Here is a 21,610-nt window from a genome sequence, read left to right on the forward strand (position 1 = left end):
ATCGTCACTGTGTAGATCGTCCATCAAGATAGGTTAATTGAGAAAAAATGCTTCTTAATTCATTTAAATAAGATAAAGTTTGCTCTTTTGGCAACTCGGCCTGGATTAACTGTTTCTCATAGGATTGAATGAGTTTTTTAGTATCGAAGTGAGCTAAATTCAATACATTGGTCACTGTATCGCCATTGACTAGGTCTTCCAGCACAAAGTGACCATCATCAGAAAGCTTGACGTCCAATGAGTTCGTATCACCAAATAAATTATGCAGATTTCCTAATATTTCCTGATACGCACCGACCAGGAAAAAACCGATACAGTACGGATTTTGGCTGTCATATGGTGGCAGCATTAGGGTGGTTGTAACACAAGATTGGCCGGGATATTGCTTAATAGTACCATCCGAATCACAGGTTAAATCCTGGAGAATGCTGTGCATGTTGGGCGTTTCATTTAATTGTGAAATAGGCGCTACCGGAAAGATTTGACCTATTGCCCAGGCATCAGGAATGGATTGAAAAAAAGAAATGTTGCAAAAAATTTTAGCAGCCATACACTCATTTATCATCATTAATAATGCGTGTTCACTGGGGTTTTCCTCATCCAGCCTGTCTTTTAATTCCATGCAAATATTGGTATAGAATGCTTCAACCTTTGCTTTTTCCTGCAAGCTGATTACCCCATGCTTGAATAGAGAATGGGCTTCGTGCAAAGAGTGTTCTGCATAGTTATATATTTCTGTTGGAGAGCTGTCAGTGATTGCCTGATAAGTATCATAGATATCGCGAATCACGTGCGAGTCCTCTTCGGAAATTTCAGGAAGCGCAGGGGCTTTTTTAATGATTTCGATGTCAGTAATATTGGATATCAAGACTGCATGATGTGCTGTTAAAGCCCGTCCAGATTCCGAGATAATGTTCGGCTCAGGGATATCCGCATCCTGGCACAAATGTTTAAGAGCCAATAAAATGTGCGTTGCATACTCATTCAGGCTGTAATTCATGGAACAACCTTTATTGGAGTGTGTGCCTTCATAATCAACGCTTAAACCGCCACCCACATCAATTGTATCTATTGGTGCATTAAGATGGCGTAATTCAACATAATATCGGGCAACCTCCTGCATGCAATGGCGAATATCATGAATATTGGCAATTTGGGAACCTAAATGGCAGTGCATTAGCTGGAGGCAATCAAGTAAGCCATTTGCTTTTAATTGCGTTACCAATTCAAGTACTTGCTTTGCATTTAAGCCAAATTTGGATTTAACTCCTCCCGTATTTTCCCATTTACCGGCGCTTTTGCTGACTAAGCGAATACGAACACCGAGGGTGGGCTTAACGTTAAGACGAGCAGATTCACTTAATATGATGTCCAATTCCGATTTTTTTTCAATAACGATGAATACTTTATGTCCCATCTGTTGAGCTATGAGGGCTGTTCTTATGTAGCTGCTGTCTTTATAACCATTACAGACTATAGTGCCGGGATTATCACCCAGCATACCGATTACCGCCATTAATTCAGGTTTTGAGCCTGCTTCCAGGCCAATCGTGTTTGATGGAGATTTAAGCAGTTCACGAACCACACTGTGTTCCTGGTTTACTTTTATAGGATAAACCAATTGATAGCTTCCAGAATATTCAGTGTCCTTTTTGGCTTCGGTGAATGCCTGGTATATTCTGCGTACGCGATCATGGAGTATATCGCTGCACCGAATTAATAACGGTAAATGTAATCCAGCGCGTTCAGCAGCGTTCACTATAGCCAGTAATTCAACTCCTTTTTGCTCCGGGTTTTTGCTTATTTCAATGTTTCCGTGCGCATTAATATTAAAATACCCATCACCCCAATGCTTAATGTTGTATAAGTTATCTTCTGATTGTGCATTGTTGTTCATTATTTGGTTCCCAAAGGGTTACGAGGCTTGACTAATTCTTGATAAGTCGCAGGTTCTCTTTGTTGAGCAAATGGAAATAATCTTCCCCATAATTCACGTTGACTGAAATCAAGATCGGCAACAAGAACTGCAGGCTCATTTCGTGGCGCCTGAGCTAAAATTTCACCCATTGGTGTACTGATGAAACTACTGCCATAAAACTGTAAATCATCCTCACAACCAATTCGATTAACAGCGATGATAAAGGTATTGCTCATGATCCCTTGTGCTACCATTACTTTTTGCCACATGGGCTGACTATCAAACCCTGGAGCCGTCGGTTCGCCGCCAATAGCGGTTGGATAAACCAGAATTTCGGCGCCTTTTAATCCATAGATTCGTGATAACTCTGGAAACCATTGATCATAACAAGTCGGTAAACCAAACTGGTGTCCTGCTATTGAATGAACAGGGTAATTGGAATCTCCTGGTTTAAAGTAAAAGTCTTCATGGTATTTTTCCCCGCTGGGTATATGTTGTTTTCGGGTAATGGCAATCAGCTCACCTTGAGTATTAAAGGCAACAGCGGTGTTGTACCCTGCTTTTTCGAACAGAGAGGCGGTAATACATACCTTATGTATTTTAGCCATTTGACTGACAAATTGAGCTGTAGGACCTGTATGGATGTCTTCCATATAAGGGGTTCCGTCAACGTCAGAACGAGTACAAAAATAAGGGCTCAAAGTGAGTTCCTGCAAACACACCAGCTCAGCGCCTTGTTGCGCTGCCGAAAATATTCCAGAGGCCAGACTGTCTTGATGTTCTTTAGCATGTTCATGCCATTGCTCCTGAACCAGTGCTACCCTTAATTTGTTTTCTGCCATTAGTTTTCCTATAAGTTGTTGCGTTAAAATATAGTGTTTTGTCTGTAGACTAAAAATCCGACTATGTTATCAAAAAAAAATCTGTTTGTACCAGTATTAATTTTACTAAATAACACTTAATTGGTTTTGCACAAATTGTCTTGTAACCCGTTATTGATCAGAGCTTTCTAAAGTCATCCAATCTCTTTGTAAACAATGCTTATTGTTTAGCCAAGGCGTTTCTTGTATTTGGGTTGAAATAGTATTCATTGAATGAATTGAATTCGATAATGTATGAATTAAAAATAGTAGCATGGACAGTGACTTTAATGGATGTAAAATTCAGAAAAAATTGTGTAAAGATGCCCTTACCAGGTAAGGGCTAAATCGATTAATTCTTATTTAAACAGACTACAAAACTTAGAGTAGCAATCATCATCCTCGTTATCACTGTCACTGTCACTGTCAGAATCCATACTGGATTGAGCTAGGGTTGCAGATCGAGACAACTCCGGGGTTCTTTTTCTCAAAACACTCTGAAATACTGTGTTGGGATTGCTTGAAGTTGATGAGGCAGGTTCAGATACAGTTACCTCAGCAGAGGATTGTTGAGCTGGTGAAGTCTCTTGTTTTGGCACTATTGAGGCTGCAATCAAGCGGAAGGGACTGGATTGATCGTGAGCAGCTCCATTGATCATTTCAAGTTTGCGATTTATATCAGAGAGCGTTTTGGAATCCAGCAAGGACAATTTTTCGCCTATGCTGTGCTCATGGCTTTTTAACAAGACTGGGAATAAGATTGAAAACTCAAGGCAGGCATCAACACTAAAATCACGGCTAGTGAAAAATCGTTCAGGCTTATCGCCTAGAAGCAAATCAATGTCACGACGCAGAGTAAAGGCTGATCTTACCTTGGTTGCAAATACATCAGGTGTCGGAGCCAGGTTTTGGATGCTTCGAGAAATAATGCTGTGTTTTTCTCTGGGGGCATGTAAGGCAAGTTTTGCTGCTATAGATGATTCATTCTGTTCAATGACTTTGAATAAGCCTGGAAACTCCTGGCATGAATCGATACTGTACTCTAGGCTGCTGAAAAATTCATCGGGATTGTCACCCAGAAGCAAATGATCGATATCTCGTTTTAGCGCAAAAGCCTGATTTATTTTGGAAGCAAACAGTGTATTAGAGAATATTCCTTCCACATTCTGAGCAACCTGGTCATGGGATTCGCTTGGGGTTGTCAGGGCCAGCCGCTCCGCTATGGCTGTTTCATTGTTATCGAGAACCTGTAAGGCTAACTCTCTATAATTGTTAAACAATTTTTCATCAAATTCTTTATTTAAAAGCAAAAGATGGGGATTTTTATTTCTTTTATCCAATAAGGCATGAATGCGATTTTTTACTTCATAGGCTTCGGCTAATACCGAATGGAAGGTTTGACCGTCTGCATGCGGTACTCTTGCCGCTTCAATGGCACGACCAAAGCTTTTTAATTCACCTTCAGGGCATTCTAAAACCATGCGGGTAGCCAACTCTTTTTTTTGTTCAGCCGACAATTGATCCAATCCTTCCCGGTGTTCCGCTAGGGCATCCCCTGTACCAAGATCTTTATAGGGGTTTTGTAAACCTTGAATTTCGTCTAGCGTGTATCCCATGTAAATCTCCTTATATGCTCAGCTAGCGCTGATGTTTTTGTGTGGGGTAATCAAGAGAGACTCTATATTAGCGGATTCAATTTGCGCTGTCATGAAATTAAACTAAAGTTTTATTAACAGCTGTCGAATAAGTAATTAGATATTCGTTTTTGCCTTTAAAAACTACAATAACAACAAGGAGTAGGCAATGTCTAAAAATCATATGTTACAAGATCCCTTCCTGAATGAATTGCGTAAGGAAAAGGTCCCTGTATCTGTATTTCTGGTCAATGGAATTAAATTGCATGGTGTGGTGGATTCGTTCGATCAATACGTCGTCATGTTAAAAAACTCCATTACTCAAATGGTGTACAAACATGCCATATCCACAGTTGTGCCCTCTCGTATGGTGAAAATACCTACAGACGAGGCCTCTGGTGAGGACGAAGGATCTGTGGCAGACTAGGCTACTTTTAATTATTGGAATGATCTGTGTTTGAACGTCCGCAAGGTGGTGAACGAGCGATATTGGTACAATTAGCGCTTCCAGGCGTTGATGCTGAAAAAGCCCTGGCTGAATTTGAAGAGCTGGCTCTTTCAGCACAAGCTGAGATTCTTGATTGTGTCCTGGGTACTCGTGCTACTCCTGATGCTAAATATTATTTGGGTAAAGGAAAAGCGGAAGAGATTAGTCAGTTAGTCAAAGCGCTTGATGCAGAGCTGGTTCTGGTAAATCATGAGTTATCTCCTTCACAGGAACGAAACCTTGAGCGGTTATTCGAATGTCGTGTTGTCGATAGAAGCGGATTGATTCTCGATATTTTTGCCCAGCGAGCCAGGACTTTTGAAGGTAAATTGCAAGTTGAACTGGCCCAGTTACAACATTTATCTACTCGGCTTGTTCGCGGTTGGACTCATTTGGAGCGCCAAAAGGGGGGGATCGGTCTGCGTGGCCCTGGTGAAACACAATTAGAAACAGACCGCCGTTTATTACGAGAACGCATTCGATACATTAATAAACGCCTTGAAAAAGTACGCTGCAGCCGTGATCAAAATCGTCAGGCCCGAAAAAAAGCGGATATGGCTACAGTGTCATTGGTAGGCTATACCAATGCCGGTAAATCCACATTATTTAATGCGTTGACTGGTGAAAATATTTATGCAGCAAATCAATTATTTGCTACCTTGGATCCTACGATGCGCAAATTGGAACTGCCTGGTTCTTTGCCAGTGATTCTGGCAGATACAGTGGGTTTTATTCGTGATTTGCCCCACCATCTTGTCGAGGCTTTTCGTGCAACTTTAGAGGAAACACAGCAGGCTAATCTATTAATACACGTCATTGATATTTCCGATCCTCACTGGCGGGACACGGTTTTTGCGGTTCAAAAGGTGTTGGATGAAATTGGTGTAAGCGATATTCCTGTCATTCAGGTTTTTAATAAAATTGATTTACAGGAAGGATGGGAGCCTAAAATTGATTGCAACGAAGGCTCTTGTAAAGTATGGCTTTCCGCAGCAACAGGACAGGGTCTTGAGTTGCTAAAAGAAGCTATAGCGGCTCAATTGCATGGAGCTGTTCTTATTGAATACATCATTTTAAATAGTGCTCAGGCTAAACTGCGCGCCCAATTGTATCAATTGGGTGCTGTATTGTCAGAATCGATCAATGAAGAAGGTGACTGGCAATTGAAAATCAGAATTACTGTGGATCAAAAACAACGTCTTTTACATCATTCATAGCGCCTATACAATTAATGGTCAGTCATAAAGCGACAGAATTGAGTAAGAAATTGATTTTCCTTCATTTTAAATAATAAACGCTTCTCGCGTTAATGTTCTCATAATAATCATTTTCTATAATGTCCAATATTGGTACACATTTAATTTACAGTATTCAGGATATAAAATGACCCCATTATTTCCCAAAGATGGCTCTCCTATCACCATAATTCAAGGTCAGACGGGTGATTGTTATTTGTTAACAGCGCTCGATTGCATTCTGAACTCCGGAGATGAAGGATTACAATTAGTAAAATCTTTGTTTACCGAAACAGAAGATGGGGTATCTCTGAGAATTAAGCGCACTGAAATCTACGCTACTTCTAACAATTTTAATCCCGATAAAATGAAGGATAAGTACATACATCATTTTGATCCCCTAACCAATGAAGACGTCTTCTTTATGGATAAGGCCCGATTAAAAGTTATTGATGATGCGTGGGGTGGGGTGCGGACTAACGCTTTGGCTCTAAAAATTTTAGAACGGATTAGCTCTTACTATTATACAGGTGAGTGGTCAAATGAAGATCCTCTTGCCAGTATTGTGGCGCATAATATTCGATCCCGTCATAGCACATCTTCTACGGAGTTTGTAGGTAAATTCATTGGAGTTGAGGCTCACGATACCAGAAATCTGGGTGAAATTGTCAAGTTAAAGATTATTAATCCCGCACAGCCCGTTTATATTAGTATGTCCTATGGTCGACCGGATCAGTACGGGGTCATACACAGTCGTCATGCTTTAAGAATTGATAGAGTGATTAAAAAAAGTGATGGTACTTATGATTTTGTGCTGATTAATCCTCATAACAATACAAGGCGAGAGACTTTTAAACTGGATGATATTAAAAAAAGAAACTATCGATTCAGTGTTTATAATACGAATGCACAAAATCACGAGTTGACCAAGGTGTTACTCATATGCCCAACTGCAGTGGGGCATTATGTTTTTCAAAATCTGCAGCTTCATCAGTTGTTGATTAATCAACAGGCTCGTGGGCCATTAAATAAGGATGTAGTTAATTATTTTTATAATGTGTATCGCAGTATTCCTTATTTTGAATCCCTCTTAAATAAGCTATCTTCAGATGATGTAAACACTCTTTTGGATAGTATTCTGCTTTCGCAAGGAGATAAGGATAAATTTATCAATTTATTCATTCAAATGATACCGCGTTTGGAATTACTCTCTATTATATTTACCCGGGATAGTTCTCTGGATTTTAAGGCCATTGCTCAATTGATAGGTGATAGAAGTTCAGAACCATTAGTGCGCCAAGAATTGAAAAACCCTGAGTTTTTGAAGCGGATTATAGAGGTGGCTTGTCGTGAAAAATGCCAAGAGACAGGATGTACTTTGGCTCAGGCACGAAATATTATAGAGGTTGGCCTGGTTCAGCATTACTTTAAGCCCTCCGATAATGCTTTATCTCGAAGCGGGGGGTTACGGACATTATTTTATAAGCAGTTATTTAATCAGGAAGACATCCTCCATTTATTTGGTTCCAATAAACTTTTTGAGAAGGCGGTATTTGCTTATATCTATTTGAATGGACGTGTTGACGAACTATTAGTTGATGCCTTGAGACAGATGGATCACAGCATCATTGATGATCAGTTTCTAAATGAGCTGCTCCAGGATTTGGACTATAAAAATCCACGAACATTATTTGATGCATTTTTTTTCTTAAATACCGTGAACCCTGCCATGGCAAAAAAATTGAGTACCATGGCCAGTGCGCGAATTGAGGAATTATTCAAAATTTCCCTGGAGGACTTTAATGCGTTACTCAATGCCCAACCTTATACTGATTTTCACCGTTGGTTTGGTTCAACACAAGCCCCAATGGATGAGAATGGAGCACAGAATATTATCGATGGCTGGATTAAGAGGATTTCTGCATATCCCTTCGATTTTGATTCATGTCATTCTACACAAGATATTGAACATCAAATCCATCTGTTGGTAAGGCAAGTGGAGGAGTTAATCTTAGCGAAACCTGAGCTTGAAACAGCCATTCATATCTTAGGCAATACGGATGGCTATCATCCAGGCCTGAGGCATGCGCTGGAACATAAAATACAGCAGATTAGAAACGCAGGCGCACTCAAAGAAGAGGCGCTTACAGCAGATATTCGAGTTATGGAGTCTTACATCATTGCGATTAAAGGCTATTCGATATCTTTTAAAGAAGTCACTCAGGAACAAGATGTTGCTCCATATTTGCAGGTTTTGCAAGCAGGTCTTGACTGTCTGGTTTATCGTAAAGCGGATCTAGCTGCAGCAAAACTCTCTTTGGGTTTGTTTCATCCCATCGTAATGCGGTTTGGTGATGCACTGGATCAAAAAGAGAACGAAATGCAACGGCTTGCCCAGGAGCGATATCAGCATATTGCTTCTGCAAAAAAAGCGATTGCCAATCAGGTCGATCGAATTAATGCGTTTCAAATTTATTTTGCCCCAGGTCAAACATCAAAGGAATTGGTTAGAACGACTGATTTATTATTAAAAGCATTGGACGATTGTGCAGCACCAACAGATGAGTTGCAGCGAGCACAACAGGTCTTGGGCATTTCTGGCGAAGTACATCCCGAAATCAAAAAGGCTCTTGAAGATAAACGGCAAGCAATTTATAGCGCTGCAGCCAAAGAAAAAAAGATTCAGTATTCTCTAGAGATCATTTCACGTTATGAACAAAAAATTAATGTACTTGCAGTGAATTTTGGTCAATTAAAAAATGAAAAAGACGTGGCTCAAGCCGTTGGAGCATACTTGAATCAACTAACCGCAATTATCCAACATAAAAGTGATTTACAAACAGCACGAGAGGCTCTGGGTTATTTGGGCCGTCATCATCCCCGAATTCAGTTAGCGCTGGATAAGAAAAAACAGGAGATTCATCAGTGTGCCAACCAGCGTCTTGACCATTTACGCAAGGCTAATGAAGTAATTCGGTCTTGTGCACAGCAAATTAGAGGATTACCTGTAGAGTTTTCAGGGATCACTACTCTAGATGGTGTTGATAATCAAGTTAAATCAATACTCGCTAAATTGGACGAGATAACTCAAAATCGAGCCGATTTAGTTGCTGCTCATCAGACTTTGGGTTTAAGTCAAATTCATCATGTTATTGTTGATGCAGAAAAAGGAAAGAGAGAAACCGTAGTAGCTTCTGCCGATCATGCTAAAGAGCAAATAAATTCTTATCTTGACGCGCAAAAAATCTTGGTGCAGATGAATTTTTCAGAGCATTTGGAAAAAATCAGGTCATTAAAAGAACGATTAGAAGAAGTTGCAAAAACGAATAAGAATTATGAAAGCGCAGCTCAAAAGGCTGCTGTGTTTTATACAAGAATAGAGTATGCGAAACAGGGATTTCTCAACTCGGGATTGCCCATTCAATTGAACCTGAAAGATTTTCAGAGAGAGTGCGTAGACGCCGTTTCTGATGCATTAATCGTTTTAAGTGTTCATAGAGGCTGGAAACAGACTTTGGTTAATTTTCTTAGTGATGCACTTTCAGTGCTTTCTTTGGGTGTTGCTAATTTGATGACCGGTCAAGCAAGGTTCTTCAAGACAAAGACTCAATCCGAGGTTGTTATTCAGGATTTCTCGGAAACAATAAGCAGCATAAAAGTTGGAGGCGGAACGTGAAATTGAGAGGGCCAGTTTAGCTTTGGTTCTCCATCACCTTATTTAATGAGTCGACTGATTGTCCACCGTATAAAGTTTTTACTAATTGTCCTTTAGGATTGAAGATAAAAGTTACTGGAACTCCTGATATATCTCCAAGACGCAGATCGGTTGCGGGATCGTTAAGCAGACTGGGGTAGTTGATATTGAAGCGTCTTATCAAATTTTTTTGTTCGAACAAAGGCAAGGCATCAAAATTTACTGCATATAAGGCAATCGGATCGTTTTTGTGTTGTTGATAAAAGCGGTTAAACTCAGGTATTTCATCCAGGCAGGTTTGGCACCAGCCAGCCCAGTAGTTGATGAATACCCATTTACCTTTAAGCTCTGAAAATGGAGTACTCTGGCCTTGAAGGTCTTTAAGGATTACTTCCGCATAGCCAGGAGCGACGGAGATCATTAATAAAATAGAAGAGAATAAGACTTTAATTAGAGAGTTCATAATTACCTCATGGATATTGGAAGTTATTCTATCATATTATTTGAATTTGTTTATTGAATAAAAATCCCCATAGCGCGGCTGTCCCATTAAAAATGTGACGTCTTTCCGAGCATAGCGAGGAATCTCCTGCAAGGTTGCACGATCCCATTACAATGCGGCCATTAAAATCATATCAGTTGAAATGATATAAAAATCCAGGTACATCTTCTGATGACATCATTAAATTCCTTGTAAAAAAAAGGGTTTAAAAGGTAATGATGATTAATGCATTAATTCAGATTGTGCCAATTTGCAGGAGATTCCTCGCTATGCTCGGAAAGACGTCACATTTTTAATGGGACAGCCGTGATCCCCATAAGGTGTGCTGTCTATTTTGCTTTCTTGCGACGTGTTCCTGAATCTTCAGCATATCATTAAAAACCAGTTCAGTTTTACTTATCGAATTCCCGCGGCTGTGACCCTGACTTTTCTCCAAGATTCTATATTTGTGACCAAGAGTCAGGGCTGTGACCGCCGAAATTCGAAGGATGAATCTGGATTACATATCGACCGAAATTCTATGGCTTGCGGGACGACGAATTCGATATTGTCCACACACTTTAGATTTCCAAGGTCAAATCTTCCTGTGTTTCCGGAATTTCCTCGGGCTTCTCCTTGCGCTTCAATTTTAAAACGCTGTATTTCTTTAAGCCATCCAGCGCGTCCATCCTGTCTTTTAAATTATCCCACTCCAACGCTTTAGTTTTCCAGTCAAGAACGCTTCTATCCTGTTCTGGAGTACAGCTGCTCTCGGCTATGGGCTGCCGTTGCGGTTTTCTATTGTGTTCGTCTAACATAATTTCAATTTTTTTAATTGCTGAAACGGGTTGTACTTGTCCTTCGTAGAGAGAGGGAAACAGGCGCAGTTTGGTTACCAGTTTGAATGCCTCCCATTTACTGGTTAATTCAACGTAGCCATGTTCTAAAGGGTTTTCCCGTAATGCTTCATATTCCGTTGGTGATATAATATGAATTATACTGAGTTTTTTACGGTAAAATACTTTATCCCCGCTTAATACAATCAGTGGTTCATGTTGTCTGGAGTTAAAATCAACATCAGGCAAGTGTTCCAGACCACCAAAACTTTGGTGTTTAGGAACAGGGGCGCCATGTAACACGTCATTAATATCTTGTAAGGACTCAGTCATTCCATCAATGCATGCTTTACGATTATGTTGATCCAGACAGGAATTAATTGTTCCATCGCCACGAGCGCGCGTTGGAGCTTCATTCTCATTAGGCGTTGGATCGTAGGGTCTAATGGTAAACACGCCTATACGATTTATTTCATCGTGCAGATTGTTGGCTAAAATGCTTCCCCAGGTTCCAAAGCGATCTTGTAATATTTTACGCAGGTCGCCAATCATGGCCATATGGCCGGTAGCAAAATGATCGGTATAGTAATGAAATGTAAAAAACTCCATTGACAGGGCCTGAGCATGATATCGATGTGCCAGATCAAATAATGTTTTATGGGACGGTGCAATTTTATTAGAGGAAAAAGAATCTTTTATTGATTGAAAATCAGGATTTTCAGATTGATATGCCGTGTCTTTTGCCCATTGTTTCAATTCATAGGCCAGGTGAGCGTACCTTAATGCAATAGAATGACCTAAAACATAGACCCTTAACGACCAGGGGGTAAAGTGAGTCTGATTTCGAGTCAGCATTTCTCCATAATTTTTAACCCGAAAAACATACATCAATTGTTTCATATAAAAATCAAGGGTCGGGGAGAATGGGATGTAGTTGCTGTTGGTGATGGTATAGATGGTATCAATTTGTTTACGAGAGACATCCGGTGAGGCCAGGTTATTGTAAGCCTTAATTAAGGCTGCTTCTTCTTTGGGCTTGATTTTTTTGTGGATGAGGTATTGACCTAGATCAATTGAGGATTTAAATCGATCGCATTGAGGCAAATCCAAATCCATAGTCCAATTTGCCTCAGTAAAAAAATCTCCTGCCATGGCGATTATTTCACCAGCGGACATTTCCAGCTTCATGGGCTCAGGCAAGTTGTTGTCCCTAAAGCGTTGCAAACGTAGATGCAGCACGCCTGAGTCGTCTATTCTTAAATAAGGATTGTTTTCTGTATTTTCCAGCCTTAATGCATTGCCCAGTTCGGTATGTTCATTTGTATCCATCACGAGTTCCTTTCATTCCTTGATTCATTTTTAGCATAGCTTTGATTTTAAAAGTCTGCCAATAAGAACAGACAGAATATAGGGGTATAATGATTTTGAATTCCGTCATTCTATTGATCGGTGCCGCATGTTTTTAATCACGTCTCTCCCCTTTATAAACACCAATAATGGATATTTTATCGATGCATGCTCCTATGAAAAAGAAACGCACTGGTCTAGAATTAAACATTATGATTTTTAGTTGCCAGGTGGTCTATGATGACTTTTTTAAAAACGATGATTCTGACCTTGCTATTTCCAATTGGCTCTGTGAACGCAGCTCATTATCTTACAACAAATGAAATAAAAACCCTTCTTTCGGGTCATTCTTCAGCTTTTTTTGGTAAATACGGTGGGGTTAAATTTACAGGGTATGGATGGTGGAGTAAAAATGGTTCGATTTATGGATACACTTATATTCTTGGCAAAAAAAGAAATTGGACAGGAACCTGGTACATTAAAAACAATCAATATTGCCGTACTCTTAAAGCCTATGGAAAGTCTCAATTCAAATGTCTTCGAGTGCAACAAATTAATGCAAACACCATACGCTTTATAAAATCAGATGGATCCATCAGTAGTACGTCCAAACTGCAATAAATATTAAATAATGAATAGCAGTGGCTCCATAATCAGGAGGCTGATGATTTGCTTTTAAGCCATTGTTTTAATAAAGAATCCATGATAGTGCGAGCCGTCTTTAATGACTCTGAGTCCAATAAATTCGGGCTGTGTAAATCCTCACAATGTGCTGCACCTTCTATTATGTGGTAAGTCAATTTCAGATTTACTGCATTACCGTTTAATTCAGATAGAGACAATATTGACCAGGGATCATTATCGCCATTGGTAAAATAAATGTTGGACACCAGATCATCCATTAAAGGGAAATAAAATGATTTATTAAGTTTGGCGGTGTTAGCTGGTTTACTTAAACCAAACAAACGTTGGCAAATAGTTCGATGATATTCCAAATTGATTAAAGACGATCGTGCCGATAGCCAATAATCCGGGTTGGCATTTTGCCAATAGCCATATTCGGTACAGGATTGATAGTACCATTGTCGCGTACCCACTCCCTTTTTATAATCATCGGGATTTTCACTCATCGCTCCCTGGGCAGTAATTTCTACCGCAGAAACATCCATGTCTTTGTAGAGTTTTTTGGCAAAATCAGAATAGCCGATAAGAGGCGTTGAGCTGGTGGATAAAGCCTGACAAAATGAATTTCTCATTCCGTATTGAATTGCAGCGGCGCCTGTATCCGCAATTAGATACAAGAAGTCAACCGGATCACGAACTTCCGTTGCTTCAAACAAACGTTTCATCTCCTGTAATTTATGGTCATCGCTTAATGTTGCTTCTACTTCACGAACTACAGAGCGTATCTGTTCTGCACATTCAGGCCCAGCTACTTTAGCAACATGAGCATCGTATTCATAAAAATCCTCTTTGGCCATTACCGGAGCGGATGAAGCAAGGGACCCGGCAACCAAATAAGGGTATTTTAATCGATAGTAAGCCGATAATGATCCGGGATAAGACCCTCCGAAGGCTATCCAGGTTCCCGTCCAGTTCCGTTCTTTGCTCATTTGACGCTGGAAATAAGCTAAATCGTCCAAAGCTGCTTCAGTAGATAAAAAGCGCAGATCTTCTGCTGAAAAGGTGTTTCGAGGCAGGCTTTCTCCATAATAGCGATGTTCCAGGGCAATCATTTTGGCATGATGTTTTTTTGCATAAGTCCTTATCGCGCCATTCAATGCTCTTGGTGTACATGCGGACTCACCGCAAATATAGAAAAATACAGGGTCAGTCGCTTTAGGGCCATAGGTTTCATCGACATAATAGCGCTGAGCAAAAGTGCCCAATTCAGGATGATTGTGATCGAGGCGTTGCATGAATCTTGATGTTTTTATGGAGCTGCTTGCCAATAAAGGTTGCTGATTTTCCAGATGTTTTTGCAAAAACAGCTCAAGAGGTCCGGCATAACTAAGGGGCAGGCAGGATACTAATCCCAATCCAATAAGAGCAGCGCTTTTAATAGAATTCATCACTTTGTTCATCCTTGATTACATCACTGATACCATCATCTGGTCATCTCAGCGGATCATATGTCATTTATTGCAGGAATAATGGTATTGCTTATTCAGAATTAAAGAAAGAGTAATGTGAAGAGACGATTGTATTTTTTTATGAGGCGTTATTTTATTTCAATCCAAAGACAGTTCCTGTTTAAAGAATCAATCTGACTGGAAGAAAATATTGCATCATGTTTACTTTTGTGACATTATGAGAGGGTTTTTGATTTTTGGACTCTACCCATGTTAAAAAAAATCGCTCTTTGTGTCACGTTTTTGTCCTCATCTTCTCTTATTGCTGCCACTGAAGTGGATTTGTACCAGGCGCCTCTTAACCGTTTAAATCAATTTCCGTTAACTCAGGACGCCTCGAAAACAACTCGAACATTAAATTCCTCCCCTAAAAATAATTCTTTGCAACAAATGAATCAAACTAAAGAGGATAATGAGATCATAACGCGCTATCAACAAATGTACAAAGGCATACCAGTGATCGGTGCCCAGATCATGATAACCAAAACTGGCAAGCAGGTTGGAATCTCCAAGGACAATGCCGAAGTGAACGGACATTTACTGGAAGACATTCAAATTGATATAAAGCCCACCATCAGCAGTCAACAGGCATTGGAATTAGCTAAAAAATCCTATTTTAATGTTAATCCTCAAGCGGATACCCAACAGGAAAAAACTGAATTACAAATCAGACCAGGCGAGAATGATGAGTTAACGCTGGTGTATTTGGTTTCTTTTAAAAGCATTCAAAAAGATGGCAAGCCGAGTTGGCCTTTCTTTGTCATTGATGCGAAAACCGGGGCTTTCGTGAGCCAATGGAATAATATTAAAACCTATCTGGACAGCGGCCCAGGTGGCAATGAAAAAGTTCATGAGTATTGGTACGGTAAAGATGGTTTGCCAGGACTGGAGGTTACTCAAATGGGTAATCAATGTGTGATGGATAATGCCAAAGTGAAGTTAGTTAATCTGTATTCCGAATGGGATTGGGATAATATGATTAACTCGCCTTTTCAATATACGTGCAACAATAATGTAGAAGAAAATATTAACGGTGCCTTTTCTCCGAGTAATGATGCCTACTTTTTTGGACACACTATTGTCAATATGTACCAGGATTGGTACGGTCTAAATGCGTTGCAACAGCCCGATGGTAGACCCATGAAATTAGTCATGCGTGTCCATTTTGGTACACAATTTGACAATGCCTTTTGGGATGGGCAGGCCATGTCTTTTGGGGATGGCGAGGACTTTTATCCTCTGGTTTCTCTCGATGTTGCAGGTCATGAAGTAACACATGGATTTACCGAACAACATTCAGGTCTTGAATACCATGATCAGTCCGGCGCTTTGAATGAATCCATGTCCGATATGGCTGGACAGGCATCTCGTGCTTATCTGCTAGAACAAAATCCTCTTATGTACAATAAAGCATATTTGCAACCGAATGAAATAACCTGGGGCATTGGCGAGACTGTAGTCCGCGAAGCTTTTGGAAAAGCACTGAGATTTATGGATTATCCTTCTTCTGACGGCAGCTCTGCTGATTGTCTTGATAAAAATCTTGCTCAAAGCAAAGGGGCATATTGTGCAATTAGTTATGATGAGCTGATTGCTTTCGCAGAATCAAATTTTAGCGATCCTCAATATCGTCAAAATTACATAGTCCATACAGCGAGTGGCGTGTTTAATAAAGCATTTTATTTACTCTCCAAAGATTTGGGAATCAAAAAAGCCTATCATTTAATGGTCATTGCCAATATGAAATATTGGACTCCTGCAACGGACTTTATATCTGGAGCCTGCGGCGTCGTTTATGCGGGTAGGGAGCTCAGTGTGGATTCAGGTGTGATTCAATCTGCATTTGGTCAGGTTGGAATTGATACTTCAAATTGTGCTGTATAACATGTGTTGACCCTTAATTGGCTTTATTGGATTGAGGGTTTACTGCATTTTGAATCAATCAATGTATCTGCATGATGCACTCAGATTTTTTTTTGCTCTAAATGTTGTTTGCTGAGCATGGAAATTAGTATATAATCACCATGCTGGAATTACCCCAGAAATTTGACTGGATTAAAATTTTAAACGGGCATTCAGTCGGGAGTTGTTGCTAAGTGCTCCATAAGCCCTAAGTGCTGCGTAGTAGTTGAACAAGTCAATTGTTAACAGAACCTAGCCATCCATCAGGGATATCTATTAATTTTGTGTTGAGAACTGAATGGCCATATATTTTATTACCACTGGCATATTAATTTTGAGTTTATTCTGTGTCGCTGTGATGGTAATTAAACTTCGTAGTGCTCCTTCCGTTCCTCTGACACTAACTCAATACGTCAAACTTACCTTTAGCGGCATAGTTGCCTTTATTGCAGATACTTTGGGAGTCGGCAGTTTTGCTGTCAATGTTGCCCTGGCTAAATTATTGGGTACTTTTCGTGATGATGAATTACCTGCCGTTAATAATGGCGCACAGGTTATTCCCGGTGCCATTGAATCCTTATTTTTTATGCATTTGGTTGATGTAGATTTAACTACTTTATTAACTTTGGTTGCCGGAACCTGCATTGGCGGTTTATTGGGTGGTTTTGTTGTGAGTCAGCTGAGTAAACAAGCCATTCGTTTGGCAATGATGTGTTCGTTTGCGTTAATCATTGCGCTTTTAATCTCCCACCAGTTTCGATTATTACCCGTTGGCGGTGATTTGATTGAGCTGCATTCATGGAAATTAGTGATAGGATTTTTTGCACTGGTAATCTGCGGGGCGTTGACTTCAGTAGGTGTCGGTTTATTTGTCATGGTTCAAGGGGTGTTGTTCGTCATGAATATATCACCTGTTGTTGCTTTTCCAATTATGACGACAGCTGGCGCAATGCAACAACCACTTACAACGTTGGTCTTTTTACAACAAAATAAGATCCCTCTAAAGAAAACCTTGATTTTAAGTCTTTCAGGGTGTTTAGGGGTGATGATTACCATTCCTGTTTTCACGCAATTAACAATCAGTTGGTTACACACACTCTTATTATTTATATTAATCTATAATCTGATTGCTATTGGCCATACTTATTTTCGCTCCAAAACAAATAAAAATCGTGCACAATCGAGTGGTGCATTGGTTGCAGTGGAGTAACATTTTATTTTTGCAGGGTATTCCTAAAGCCAGGCAGCCTCGATATATCCCATACAATTGGCTTACTGCATCGCTTGGAACTTACAGACAAAATAGTTGCATCTACTTTGTTATTCTTATCCCTCGGTAAGGATAAATCAGCCCAAAGTGCTTCGTTCAACCTGATAGTGCAGTAAGTTCGCGTTCCAGTATCGGGTTTTAGGCATATATAGTATAATCAGCACAAATTTTAGATAACAGTGCATACTATGGAAGAGCAAGTCAGTAAATCACAGAAAAAAAGAGAAGCCGATTTTTTACAAAAAACAGCGGTAAAGTTTATCGATTTAAGTGAAGCAAAATTAGATCTTTTGCCTCTTACCGATAATTTGCGTAAAGCAATTGTCGATGCAAAATCGATTAAAAGTCATGGTGCCAAAAGACGTCAGGCTCAGTTAATCGGTAAATTAATGCGTGCAGCCGATTATGAAGCAATACTTGAGGCATACGAAAAAATCCTTGAAGAAGACAGTGCTATTACCGCTAATTTTCATGAAATTGAACAATGGCGGGATAAATTGATTCATGAGGGTAAAGACGCTTTAACCGAGTTTATTAATCTATATCAACCAGAAGACGTGCAACAGCTAAGACAGTTGATAAAAAAAGCAGTTGATGATCAGATGAAGGAAAAAAATACAGGTGCGGCAAAAGCTCTTTTTCGCTATTTAAGGACTTCTATATTATGAATTATCCATTATTTGTAAGTTGTCCCAAAGGTCTCGAATACTTGCTGGAAGAAGAGCTTAAAGCCTTAGGTTTGCATATCACCCGAGTCAGCCCGCAAGGGGTTTATGGGGAAGCGACCCTGCCTGTAATTTACCAGCTTTGCTTGTGGTCTCGTATAGCCAATAGAATTCAATTGGTTTTATTTAGTGGTCATGCAGCCAATGAACAGGCCCTGCATCAGCTCTGCACCGGATTTCATTGGCAGACTGTGTTCACTCATGATAAAACCATAGCCATAGAGTTTCACGGCGCCTCCGATCAGATTCGCAATACCATGTACGGAGCTCAGGTCGTCAAAGATGGAATTGTGGATCATTTTCGGCGTTTGAATGGTTCACGACCCAATGTAGACAAAGAAAAGCCGCAAATTCGCATTCACGCACATTTAAAAAATGATGTGTTAACAATAAGTTTTGATTTAACGGGTTACAGTCTGCATCAGCGAGGATATCGTAGCAAAGCAGGAGCAGCTCCTTTAAAAGAAAATGTAGCAGCTGCTCTGTTGATTCGGGCAAAATGGCCAGAACTAGCTGCCAAGGGTTATGGTTTGCACGATCCTTTTTGCGGCTCAGGAACACTTGTTATTGAAGCCGCGATGATGGCGGCGCATATCGCACCAGGGTTGCTACGTCAGGATCATTCTTTGCAATATTGGGCGCAACACCAAGAATCCCTTTGGGAAAAAATACGGCTTCAGGCTTTGCAGCAAGTAAAACCCCTGACAGTGAAGCTTACCGGCTCGGATAACGACAGCAAATTAATTGCATTAGCGCGTTCTAATGCCGAGCGGGCGGGAGTTACTCCTTTAGTCGAGTTCAATAATCGGGCCGTGGGTGATTCACGTCCGACAGATAAGACGGGATTGGTCGTTTGTAATCCGCCATATGGTGAGCGATTGGGTGAGGCGACACAGCTTGTACCATTATATCAACAGTTGGGAAGTACACTGCATCAATATTATCAAGGGTGGAAAGCCGCCGTGCTTACTTCAAATCCAATCCTGGCGAAGGCTATAGGACTGCGAGCAGGTAAACAATATACCTTGTTTAACGGCCCCCTTGAATGCAAATTATATTGTTTTGATATCTCCGCTGAGAATGAATTAAAGGGGACGCAATCAAGTACTTTGTCACCAAATGCACAAATGCTGCTGAATCGATTGGAAAAAAATCGGAATCATTTGCAAAAATGGGCCAAAAAGAACGATATTTCTTGTTACAGGATGTATGACGCTGATCTGCCAGAATATGCTTATGCAGTTGATATTTACAACGATTATGCTGTGCTACAAGAGTATGCCGCTCCAGCCAGTATCCCGGTGCAAAAAGCGGAAAAACGCAGTTTGGAAGTAATGCAGGTGGTGCCACGGGCACTTGGCATCAATCCCGATAAATTAGTGCTGAAACAGCGCAAGCAGCAGAAAGGGACAGAGCAATATCAAAAAATGGATAAGACACGACATACGATGGTGGTGACTGAAGGCCGAGCCAAACTCATCGTGAATCTCTATGATTATCTGGATACCGGCTTGTTTTTAGACCACAGACCCTTACGATTGCGATTTGCCCAATTGAAGCCCGGAACTCGATTTCTCAACTGTTTTTGTTACACGGCCAGTGCCAGTGTTCATGCTGCGTTGGCAGGTGCCGTCACAACAAATGTTGATTTATCCAATACTTATTTAAAATGGGCAGAAGATAACTTTAAACTCAACCAAATTGAGGTCTCAAAACACCAGTTTATTCAATTTGATTGTAGGGAATGGTTAAAAATTACCAGAGATCGATTTGATGTTATTTTTCTGGATCCCCCCAGTTTTTCCAATTCGAAAAGAATGACGGATACGCTGGATATTCAGCGAGATCATGTTCTTTTAATAAACTCGGCAATGCGCTTGCTTAATCCGGATGGTGTTTTGTATTTTTCTACCAACTTTCGCCAATTTAAACTGGATCCTTTGCTCAAGGAAAAATATTCCGTACAGGATATTAGTACTCAGACTATAGATCAGGATTTTAAAAGAAATAATAAAATTCATCATTGCTTTAAATTGGTAATGCCGCAATTTGCTGGTTAATTAGTTCCCTGAGAGTGCGCAGGATGCAATAAAAATGTTCCTGCGCCGGGTCAAAAATGGGATTTAGTGCGATTCCGCTTTAGCAGTACCGTAGATTTGCTCTTTTAGTTCGTTCATATATCCAGCCATAAAAAAAAGTTCTGCTGTGAGAAAGAGCGGTGCGATTAACGCCTGGCCCAGATTGACCATGAACGCGGGTTGTTTGCCTTCAATATAATGGCCATAAAATTGTAATCCCCAACCAACAACAAAGGTTATCAAGAATGCCCAAAGACCAACTTTGGTGGGACCATAATAATTAAACCAACTGGCCAACCATAATAATATGAGCAAAATTGGTGTAAGAGCCAGAGCCAGTTTCCAGTGCAGTCTGAAGTAATAAACTAAAAAGACCAGAGTTGTTAGACAGGCCAGATTGGTTGAATAGACCCCAGGAACACTAATTTTAACGAACCCTAGCAGGATCATCATGGAGAGGATGATTAAAGGCACTCCTGCCATATGAGTGTAGCGAGTCATCGCATTTTGGTGGTATTCAGCATAAAATTGAGCTTGCTCAACAAATGATTTCATTATAATCACCCTGATTTATATTCCATTAAGAAAACATAGCACAATATGGCACTAACTACCAAAATGAAGGCGAGTAAATAATAAAAGAATGCTGTACATGACAAAAAAGCGGTCTTGCCCGCGCACTGATATATCCCCTCAAATTTGCTAAAAATAATTGCAGTAAAGTTGAAGTCGTGATCTAATTTTCCCCAACAAATTTGTTTGGGGAAAATGATGGAACCTATCGATTTACTACATGACCATCTCATGGAGGAATGTCCTTTTATCCATGGCAAACGTTTACAAGCATTAATGGATGTAGCATGTTCACTACAAAAGAAGCAAAACCTATCGCTGACAGCAATAGGCAAAGGATTAACTGGAAACAGTTCATTAAAACACAAGATTAAAAAGGTAGATCGTCTTGAGGGCAACAAGCACCTATATGAAGAGATAAGTTCGATTTATGTAGGT

At 40.2% G+C, this 21,610-nt stretch carries 15 protein-coding genes and 1 pseudogene; 9 read left to right on the forward strand and 7 right to left on the reverse strand.

Annotated features, from left to right (window positions below; translation table 11 throughout):
• Window positions 1-4: 4 nt before the first annotated feature.
• The 3 genes from speA to G543_RS0101440 form a co-directional block, all read right to left on the reverse strand.
• Window positions 5-1,897, reverse strand: coding sequence for a biosynthetic arginine decarboxylase (gene speA / locus G543_RS0101430; protein ID WP_028382942.1), 1,893 nt, complete (start codon window positions 1,895-1,897; stop codon window positions 5-7).
• On the reverse strand, window positions 1,897-2,760 hold the full coding sequence (locus G543_RS0101435) for a carbon-nitrogen hydrolase (protein ID WP_028382943.1): 864 nt from the start codon (window positions 2,758-2,760) through the stop codon (window positions 1,897-1,899). Before G543_RS0101435 ends, speA begins: the two co-directional genes overlap by 1 nt.
• A 377-nt stretch (window positions 2,761-3,137) precedes the next feature.
• Complete coding sequence (locus tag G543_RS0101440) at window positions 3,138-4,394, reverse strand: lpg0008 family Dot/Icm T4SS effector (protein WP_028382944.1); 1,257 nt, start codon at window positions 4,392-4,394, stop codon at window positions 3,138-3,140.
• Window positions 4,395-4,581: 187 nt separating this feature from the next.
• On the opposite strand from G543_RS0101440, the gene hfq reads away from it, so the two are divergent.
• From hfq to G543_RS18250, 3 genes are all read left to right on the forward strand, one after another.
• A complete protein-coding gene (gene hfq, locus G543_RS0101445) occupies window positions 4,582-4,839 on the forward strand; it encodes an RNA chaperone Hfq (protein WP_028382945.1) in 258 nt (85 codons plus the stop codon).
• A gap of 26 nt (window positions 4,840-4,865) precedes the next feature.
• A complete protein-coding gene (gene hflX / locus G543_RS0101450) occupies window positions 4,866-6,116 on the forward strand; it encodes a ribosome rescue GTPase HflX (RefSeq protein ID WP_028382946.1) in 1,251 nt (416 codons plus the stop codon).
• Between the two features lie 166 nt (window positions 6,117-6,282).
• Window positions 6,283-9,810 carry a hypothetical protein gene (locus tag G543_RS18250; RefSeq protein WP_051190543.1) on the forward strand — a complete coding sequence of 1,176 codons (3,528 nt, stop codon included), beginning with the start codon at window positions 6,283-6,285 and terminating at the stop codon, window positions 9,808-9,810.
• A gap of 16 nt (window positions 9,811-9,826) precedes the next feature.
• Here G543_RS18250 and G543_RS0101460 read toward each other — a convergent pair whose 3' ends face one another.
• Window positions 9,827-10,249, reverse strand: coding sequence for a TlpA disulfide reductase family protein (locus G543_RS0101460; RefSeq protein WP_420795226.1), 423 nt, complete (start codon window positions 10,247-10,249; stop codon window positions 9,827-9,829).
• A gap of 641 nt (window positions 10,250-10,890) precedes the next feature.
• Window positions 10,891-12,474, reverse strand: coding sequence for a hypothetical protein (locus tag G543_RS0101465; protein ID WP_028382948.1), 1,584 nt, complete (start codon window positions 12,472-12,474; stop codon window positions 10,891-10,893).
• A 255-nt stretch (window positions 12,475-12,729) separates the two neighbouring features.
• On the opposite strand from G543_RS0101465, the gene G543_RS0101470 reads away from it, so the two are divergent.
• Window positions 12,730-13,113 carry a hypothetical protein gene (locus G543_RS0101470; protein ID WP_133141395.1) on the forward strand — a complete coding sequence of 128 codons (384 nt, stop codon included), beginning with the start codon at window positions 12,730-12,732 and terminating at the stop codon, window positions 13,111-13,113.
• Window positions 13,114-13,145: 32 nt separating this feature from the next.
• On the opposite strand, the gene G543_RS0101475 is transcribed toward G543_RS0101470, so the two are convergent.
• Entirely contained in the window at window positions 13,146-14,564 is a 1,419-nt protein-coding gene (locus G543_RS0101475) for a S28 family serine protease (protein WP_028382950.1), read from the reverse strand.
• Between the two features lie 270 nt (window positions 14,565-14,834).
• On the opposite strand from G543_RS0101475, the gene G543_RS0101480 reads away from it, so the two are divergent.
• From G543_RS0101480 to rlmKL, 4 genes are all read left to right on the forward strand, one after another.
• A complete protein-coding gene (locus tag G543_RS0101480; protein WP_028382951.1) occupies window positions 14,835-16,508 on the forward strand; it encodes a M4 family metallopeptidase in 1,674 nt (557 codons plus the stop codon).
• Window positions 16,509-16,824: 316 nt separating this feature from the next.
• Complete coding sequence (locus tag G543_RS0101485; protein WP_028382952.1) at window positions 16,825-17,736, forward strand: membrane protein; 912 nt, start codon at window positions 16,825-16,827, stop codon at window positions 17,734-17,736.
• A 248-nt stretch (window positions 17,737-17,984) separates the two neighbouring features.
• Window positions 17,985-18,464 carry a ribosome biogenesis factor YjgA gene (yjgA, locus tag G543_RS0101490; RefSeq protein ID WP_028382953.1) on the forward strand — a complete coding sequence of 160 codons (480 nt, stop codon included), beginning with the start codon at window positions 17,985-17,987 and terminating at the stop codon, window positions 18,462-18,464.
• Entirely contained in the window at window positions 18,461-20,581 is a 2,121-nt protein-coding gene (gene rlmKL / locus G543_RS0101495) for a bifunctional 23S rRNA (guanine(2069)-N(7))-methyltransferase RlmK/23S rRNA (guanine(2445)-N(2))-methyltransferase RlmL (protein WP_028382954.1), read from the forward strand. The genes yjgA and rlmKL overlap by 4 nt, the downstream gene beginning before the upstream one ends.
• Before the next feature lie 63 nt (window positions 20,582-20,644).
• Here rlmKL and G543_RS0101500 read toward each other — a convergent pair whose 3' ends face one another.
• Complete coding sequence (locus G543_RS0101500) at window positions 20,645-21,154, reverse strand: Mpo1 family 2-hydroxy fatty acid dioxygenase (RefSeq protein WP_028382955.1); 510 nt, start codon at window positions 21,152-21,154, stop codon at window positions 20,645-20,647.
• A gap of 330 nt (window positions 21,155-21,484) precedes the next feature.
• Here G543_RS0101500 and G543_RS19260 point away from each other — a divergent pair.
• A pseudogene (locus G543_RS19260) lies at window positions 21,485-21,610 on the forward strand (IS4-like element ISEc60 family transposase); the annotation flags it as partial.

This window comes from Legionella moravica DSM 19234 (assembly GCF_000423305.1).
GTDB lineage: Bacteria > Pseudomonadota > Gammaproteobacteria > Legionellales > Legionellaceae > Legionella > Legionella moravica.